Source organism: Longimicrobium sp., from assembly GCA_036377595.1.
In the GTDB taxonomy this organism is placed as follows: domain Bacteria; phylum Gemmatimonadota; class Gemmatimonadetes; order Longimicrobiales; family Longimicrobiaceae; genus Longimicrobium.
The window spans coordinates 21,498-28,197 of sequence record DASUYB010000050.1; the positions used below are offsets into that span (position 1 = coordinate 21,498).

Consider the following 6,700-nt stretch of genomic DNA (forward strand, 5'->3'; position numbering starts at 1 on the left):
AAGAAGCGCGGGCGATGGAGATTCCATCGCCCGCGCTCATTTCGTCATGGGGACGGCGATGCGTCACGCGTCCAGGGCGAGATCGGCCGCGGTCCACGCGAACGCCAGGCTGCCGGTCCCGGGTCCGGTCAGGTGCGGCTGATTCGGCCGGTCCTTCGGCCTGATGTAGTTCCACAGGTTGAAGTTGAAGGTGCGGTCGATCAGGTCGTGCAGGTCGCGGTCGTACTCCGCCAGCTGGTCGCGCCCGTTGATGCCGTTGTGCGAGACGTCGGGCTCGGGCCAGTTGCACCCGAAGTACGCCTGCACGCCCTCCGCCCAGTACTCCTCGTAGTTGGTGGACGCGTAGGTGGGGATGAGCTGTCCGTCGCGGACGGCGTCCATCCAGAGCATCGTGCCGTCGGGCTTCCGCGTCGCCATCGCGTGGTTGTACGTCTGCTTCAGCTCCTTGTCGAAGTTCTTTCCCAGCCCCATCAGGTGGATGGTGTGGGAGAACTCGTGCACCAGCACGTTCTCCAGCCGGTACGGGTCACCCGTGCACCCCAGCAGGTTCTCCTCGGCGCAACTGGACGCGGGCCGGAACGAGGTGGCGCCCAGGCCGCGGGCGCGCTTGTCGAACTTCGCGTCGAGGTCGGCGTGCTCGGGCACCATGCGCGTGCGCTCGGCGCACGACATCACGGCCACGCGCACGCGGTTCTTCGCGATCCGCCCGGCGACCTCGGGCACGTTCTGCAGCATGCACTGGATCAGGTACGCCGCCTCGATCACGGCCCCGTCCGACACCTGGGCGGATCCCATCACGGGAATCCCCATCGCGTCGACGTGCTTCACGTAGAAGTCCTTCAGCCCCAGCTGGTCGCGGATCGACTTGGGCACCGGGCCGACGGCCGCGGTCTCCAGCCACTGGTCCGCGGCGGGGCTGGCGGTGCCCTGTACGAAGATTGCCATGGTGTGCCTCCAGGTGTGCACTGCGGGGAGCGGTGGCGGGGCGCAGGCGAATTGGCTGACCGGTTGCGCTGTCGCTATCTAATCCGTTGCGCCGTCCACATCAAGCGTCACGCGCGTGCCAGGGACGGTGCGGCGGGGACGATTGACGCGGGCCGTTGCCAGCCGTCTTTCGATCCCCGGCCGGGGGAGCGGCCGTTGGGGATAGATGGTCGCGTCCGGCCTGCTTTCCCGCTCCGCCGCACTCCTATCTTCATCCACGAAACGCACATGCCCGCGATAAGCTCCATCCTCTGGCGCTGGGAAGACCGGCCGGGCCACGAAGCCGCCCGCCTCGCGCGCGACGGCGAGGGGTGGCGGTTGGAGGGCACCGCCGTCCTCGCCCACGAAGGCCGCCCCTGCCGCCTCGACTACCGGATCGCGTGCGATGCACAGTGGCGCACGCGCGCGGCGACGGTGCGCGGCTGGGTGGGAGATGACGAGGTGGACGTCGCCATCGAGGCCGACGCGGCGGGGCGGTGGACCCTGAACGGCGCCGCGTGCCCGCAGGTGGAGGGATGCATCGACGTGGACCTCAACTTCAGCCCGTCCACCAACCTGCTCCCCATCCGCCGCCTGGGACTGGCAGTCGGGGAAGAGGCCGAGGTGCGCGCCGCGTGGCTGCGCTTCCCCGGCTTCACGCTGGAGCCGCTGCCGCAGCTCTACCGCCGCACCGCCGAGCGCGCGTACCGCTACGAGAGCGCGGGCGGCGCCTTCGTCCGCGACCTGGAGGTGGACGACGCGGGCTTCGTCACCGACTATCCCGGCATCTGGCGAGCGGTGGCGGTGTTGTAGATCGCGCGGATCGGCTGGCTCTTCGTACTCTTGCCGAAAGCTTGACGACGTCGATCCCGTTCGGCGATTGTGGTTGCTTGAGAACCATCGTCCGATCACCCAGGGAGGCTTTCATGCGGCTCGAACAGGAAGTCGCCACTTATCGGGAGAGGCTTCCCGACCTGGCTCGAGAGGAAGGCAGGTGGGTCCTGATCCATGGCTCGGAAGTCGTGGACACGTTCGCGAGCTACGACGACGCGCTGCGCCAGGGCTATCGACAGTTTGGTCTTCAGGCATTTCTGGTAAAGCAGATCCAGACCAGTGAGCTCGTCCAGTTCATCACGAGAGCCGTCGAGCCGCGTCTTTGGGGGTAGGCGGTGGCCCAATTCACGCTGCAACTCGATCCCGCCAATGGCCCCGTGCTCACTGCCGTGGTCGGTGTGAGCATCGCGCGCGGCGACGCGTTGATGGCAGCCGGGCAGCCCATTCCGGAAGGCATCAGCATTCGGGCATTGATCGATACGGGTGCGAGTTGCACGTGCGTCGATCCGGCGGTGTTGGACCGGCTGAACCTGGCGCCGACAGGGTTCGTATCTGTGCACACGCCATCCACCGGTGGTGCGCCGCACCAAGCCGAGCAGTACGATGTCAGCCTGATCATCCCAGGGGCAGGTCCGCACCACGTGCCGCTGGCCATTCCCGCGGTCCCCGTCATGGCGACAGAGCTTTCCCTTCAGGGAATCGATGCGCTGATTGGACGCGATGTGCTGCGAGAATGCGTTCTGATCTACAACGGCTCTGTCGGGATGTTCACGATCGCCTTCTGAGTGCCGGCGCAGGTGGACACCTCAGTGAGAGCGCGCCCGCCTCGCAGGTGCGCGAATCCATAACGAAAATCCCTATCCCGCCGCGGCAGGATGGGGATTTTCTTCGCCCCGGGTCGCTATGGCGCGTTCACGCCGTCTGCGCGATGCAGGCCACGTAGCAGCTTCCGGCCTCGCAGGTGCTCCCGCAGCTCTCCATCTCGCAGAGCGATTCTCCGCTCATGCAGGGCGCCGTGCACCCCGTGTCCTCCACCGGGTCGGTCCGGAACGCCAGCGCCGCCGCGCCGAGCACCGTTCCGCGCCGGCGATGCGATGCTTCGGTCGCGAACGTCTCGACCGTGAGCGCCTCCACGTCGAGCTTCAGCTTGGTCATCGGGTTCTCCTCGTGGACGGTCGGGTGATCACCCGGCGGTTGGTTCGGCATGCCCCGTCACCGGAACGGTCGTGTCGCAGGCGGGTTCGCAGGAGCTCCCGCAACTCTCGATGGGGCACCACGATCCTTCGCTCAGGCACGGCTCGGTGCATCCCGTGTCGTTCACCACGAAGCGATCCTGCGCGCCACGCACGGTCCCGCGTGCGCCCGCGGCTGCCGCGGTGTGGAACGACTCCACGGCGAGCGCGTCGACGTCCAGCTTCAGCATCCGCATCCGTCCTCCAGGGTGAAGGTTCGAAGAGAACCGAATTGCATCCAGAGACCGATAAGGAGCGAGGCAGGGAGAGGGTGGAGCCTCCGTTGCCTCTCCATATGCGGCGTCTATCCCATCTTCGAAATCAAGTGCGGAAATCCCCATAAGGCAAGGGAATTATGGATAACTATTGTCGGGAAAACTGTTCTGTACTTTTGGCGATATCCGCTCGATGGCAGCACGCGACTCGGGGAATCTTTCCTTCAGAAAAACAGCAGGAGGAGGCAACCCGCGCGTACATCTGTTACTGGAACGTGGACGGCGCCGTCCATCGACAGCGTCTGCCAAGGGCCGACCCGGGGTAGACCGGAACGCGGTTTTTCGTTAGATTACATGGCTATCCAGCGCAGGCGGGCACCTCGGCGAGAGGCGCCCGTCTTCGCTTTGAAGAATTCGGAATCGGGAAACGAATCCGAGGACGTGCGGCGGGGCACGAGCAGCCACGATCCGGCTGTCCCCTGTCCCCTGTACCCTGTTCCCTTGGAAGATATGCAGATCCGGAACATCGCCATCATTGCCCACGTCGACCACGGCAAGACCACGCTGGTCGACCACATGCTGCGCCAGGCCGGCACCTTCCGCGAGAACCAGCAGGTGCAGGAGCGGGTGATGGACTCCAACCCGCTCGAGCGCGAGCGGGGGATCACCATCCTGGCCAAGAACCTGTCCGTCCGCTGGGGCGACACCAAGATCAACATCGTCGACACCCCCGGGCACAGCGACTTCGGGGGCGAGGTCGAGCGCATCCTGCGGATGGTGGACGGCGTGGTCCTGCTGGTCGACGCGGCCGAGGGGCCCATGCCGCAGACCCGCTTCGTCACCCGCAAGGCGCTGGAGCTGGGGCTGCAGCCCGTCGTCGTCATCAACAAGATCGACCGGGGCGACGCCGACCCGCACCGCGTGCACGACGAGGTGCTGGAGCTGTTCATGGAGCTGGAGGCCGACGACCACCAGCTCGACTGCCCGTTCCTGTACGCCATCGGCCGCGAGGGCGTGGCGATGCACGAGGTGGACGACGAGCGGAAGGGCCTCACGCCGCTGTTCGAGACCATCCTGCAGACCATCCCCGCGCCGCGCGCCAGCGAGGGGCCGTTCCAGATGCTGGTGTCGACCATCGACTACTCGCCCTACCTGGGCCGCCTGGCGATCGGCAAGATCGAGCGCGGCACCGGGCGCGTGGGCGACACCGTCGTCCTGGTGACGCACGGCGACGCGGACGCGCCGATGACCAAGGCGAAGATCTCCAAGCTCTACACCTTCGACGGGCTGGAGCGGCACGAGACCGAGGCGGCGTCGGCCGGCGACGTCGTCGCCCTCGCCGGCCTCATCGACGTGGAGATTGGCGCCACCGTGTGCGACGCCGAGGACCCCGAGGCGCTCGAAGGCATCGCGGTCGAGGAGCCGACCGTCTCCGTCGACATCATGCTGAACAACTCGCCCTTCGCGGGGCGGGAAGGGAAGTACGTCACCAGCCGCCAGGTGCGCGACCGGCTGTTCAAGGAGCTGGAGAGCAACGTCGCGCTGCGCGTGGAGGAGACCGATTCGCCCGACACGCTCACCGTCTCGGGCCGCGGCGAGCTGCACCTGGGGATCCTGATGGAGACCATGCGCCGCGAGGGCTACGAGTTCGCCGTCAGCCGCCCGCGCGTGATCCTCAAGAAGTCGCCGGCGGGCCAGCTCCAGGAGCCGTACGAGGAGGTCACCATCGACCTTCCCGAGACGCACATGGGGCCGGTGATCGAGAAGATGGGGCAGCGCAAGGCCGAGATGCTGGAGATGCGCAACCCCGGCGGCGGGCTGGTGCGGCTCGTGTACAAGGCGCCGGCGCGCGCGCTGTTCGGCTACCGCAGCGAGTTCCTCACCGACACCCGCGGCGAGGGCACGCTCCACCACCGCTTCCTGGAGTACGGGCCGTACGTGGGCGCCATGAACACCCGCAACCGCGGCGTGCTCGTGGCCATGGTCCCGGGCGAGGCGGTGGCCTACTCGCTCGGCAACCTGCAGGAGCGCTCGGTGTTCTTCATCGAGCCCGGCACGCAGGTGTACGAGGGGATGATCGTGGGCGAGAACTCGCGCCCCGGCGACATGGAGGTCAACGTCACCAAGGGGAAGAAGCTCACCAACATGCGCGCCTCGGGGAGCGACGAGAACATCCTCCTGGAGCCGCCGCGGGTGATGACGCTCGAGGACGCGATGGGCTACATCGCCGACGACGAGCTGATCGAGGTGACGCCCAGGTCGCTGCGGCTGCGCAAGCGCCTGCTGAACGCCAACGACCGCAAGAAGGCCAGCCGCGCCGCGTCCGCGTGACCTTGCGGCCACGCTCGGCACGGTGCGGGTGACGGCGAGCCCCTCCTCCGGTGACCCCGGGGGAGGGGCTCTCGTCATCGCCAGGCAGGGGAAGCCGCGCCGTGCCTCATGGTTGGAACGGGGCTCTGTTTCACGCGATTGCAACCTTCGGCCGCGTCCCCTCGTCGTATCGTCGGGCGGATGCGGATCGCGAAGCATACGCAAGCTGCCGCCTCGCATCGGCGCGCGTCCGCGGTGCCGGCGCCCGCCACCTTGGCGCCAGCGCGGGTACGCTGCGTTGGAACCTAAGTGCGGCGCGGGGTTTTCAGCCGCGAGGGGCGCGGAAACAAAGGCCTTGACACCTTCCCGAGCGCCTTTACTTTCCCGCCGAATGGGGCAGGGCGCGGCACCGTCCTTGCCGCGCCGCCCCGAGGAGCCACCCTTGAATCCCGTCCAAAGAGGAGACTTCGGAATGCCGAACGTGATGGCTCACCCGGCGATCGGTGACGAGCTCGCGCTCGACGACGCGTTCTTCGCCCGCTTCGAGGAGGAAGAGGAGGACGCGGAGTGGGGTGACTCCGATCGCGAGGAGGGCTGGGACGACGAGGACGACCTCGACGACGAGGATGATTGGGACGACGAGGACGACTGGGACGACGAAGACGACGAGTGGGACGAGGAGGAGGGATGGGACGAGGAGGAGGAAGGCGACGACGACTTCTAGCCGTCCAAGCCGACCCCGGGTGGTTCCCGCCCGGCGCCCGCACCCCGCGGGCGCCGGGCTCGTTCTTGATGCCAGGTGTTTCCCCGCCGCGGGGCCCAAATGTCCCCGCCGCAGGGGGTTGACCCAGGGTGAATTTGGCGTTATCATTACTCTCTTGCCGCGGACATGGTGCCGCGGCCGCTGTTTGAAAACCAGGGTGTGGGATGTCCGTGTGGGCCTCGCGGGGGCGTACCGTCCCCCGAGCCGGCCGCAACGCCGGCGCACGAGGTCAAGTCAACGGTATTCCGAACAAGCGTAACAACGTTTGTTCCGATCGAGCTACATCGAAATCTCTAATGGAGAGTTTGATCCTGGCTCAGGACGAACGCTGGCGGCGCGCTTAACACATGCAAGTCGAACGGGCGTCTTCGGACGTCAGTGGC

Annotated in this window: 8 protein-coding genes and 1 rRNA gene; 6 read left to right on the forward strand and 3 right to left on the reverse strand. The window is 67.0% G+C overall.

Going from position 1 to position 6,700, the window contains the following annotated elements:
* Positions 1-63 precede the first annotated feature (63 nt).
* On the reverse strand, positions 64-945 hold the full coding sequence (locus VF092_07145; GenBank protein HEX6747059.1) for a hypothetical protein: 882 nt from the start codon (positions 943-945) through the stop codon (positions 64-66).
* A gap of 267 nt (positions 946-1,212) precedes the next feature.
* Between VF092_07145 and VF092_07150 the strand changes: the two genes are divergently transcribed.
* From VF092_07150 to VF092_07160, 3 genes are all read left to right on the forward strand, one after another.
* A complete protein-coding gene (locus VF092_07150) occupies positions 1,213-1,776 on the forward strand; it encodes a putative glycolipid-binding domain-containing protein (protein HEX6747060.1) in 564 nt (187 codons plus the stop codon).
* A 113-nt stretch (positions 1,777-1,889) separates the two neighbouring features.
* The gene (locus VF092_07155; GenBank protein HEX6747061.1) at positions 1,890-2,129 is read left to right on the forward strand and encodes a hypothetical protein; all 240 of its coding nucleotides are present in this window, start codon (positions 1,890-1,892) and stop codon (positions 2,127-2,129) included.
* Positions 2,130-2,132: 3 nt separating this feature from the next.
* Positions 2,133-2,582 (forward strand): aspartyl protease family protein, encoded by a 450-nt coding sequence (locus VF092_07160; protein HEX6747062.1) that lies wholly within the window; start codon positions 2,133-2,135, stop codon positions 2,580-2,582.
* A 127-nt stretch (positions 2,583-2,709) separates the two neighbouring features.
* Here VF092_07160 and VF092_07165 read toward each other — a convergent pair whose 3' ends face one another.
* Positions 2,710-2,952 carry a hypothetical protein gene (locus VF092_07165; protein HEX6747063.1) on the reverse strand — a complete coding sequence of 81 codons (243 nt, stop codon included), beginning with the start codon at positions 2,950-2,952 and terminating at the stop codon, positions 2,710-2,712.
* Between the two features lie 28 nt (positions 2,953-2,980).
* Positions 2,981-3,226 carry a hypothetical protein gene (locus VF092_07170; protein ID HEX6747064.1) on the reverse strand — a complete coding sequence of 82 codons (246 nt, stop codon included), beginning with the start codon at positions 3,224-3,226 and terminating at the stop codon, positions 2,981-2,983.
* A 528-nt stretch (positions 3,227-3,754) separates the two neighbouring features.
* Between VF092_07170 and typA the strand changes: the two genes are divergently transcribed.
* From typA to VF092_07185, 3 genes are all read left to right on the forward strand, one after another.
* Positions 3,755-5,575 carry a translational GTPase TypA gene (gene typA / locus VF092_07175; protein ID HEX6747065.1) on the forward strand — a complete coding sequence of 607 codons (1,821 nt, stop codon included), beginning with the start codon at positions 3,755-3,757 and terminating at the stop codon, positions 5,573-5,575.
* Between the two features lie 451 nt (positions 5,576-6,026).
* Positions 6,027-6,278, forward strand: coding sequence for a hypothetical protein (locus tag VF092_07180; protein HEX6747066.1), 252 nt, complete (start codon positions 6,027-6,029; stop codon positions 6,276-6,278).
* Between the two features lie 332 nt (positions 6,279-6,610).
* Positions 6,611-6,700, forward strand: a 16S ribosomal RNA gene (locus VF092_07185); the annotation flags it as partial.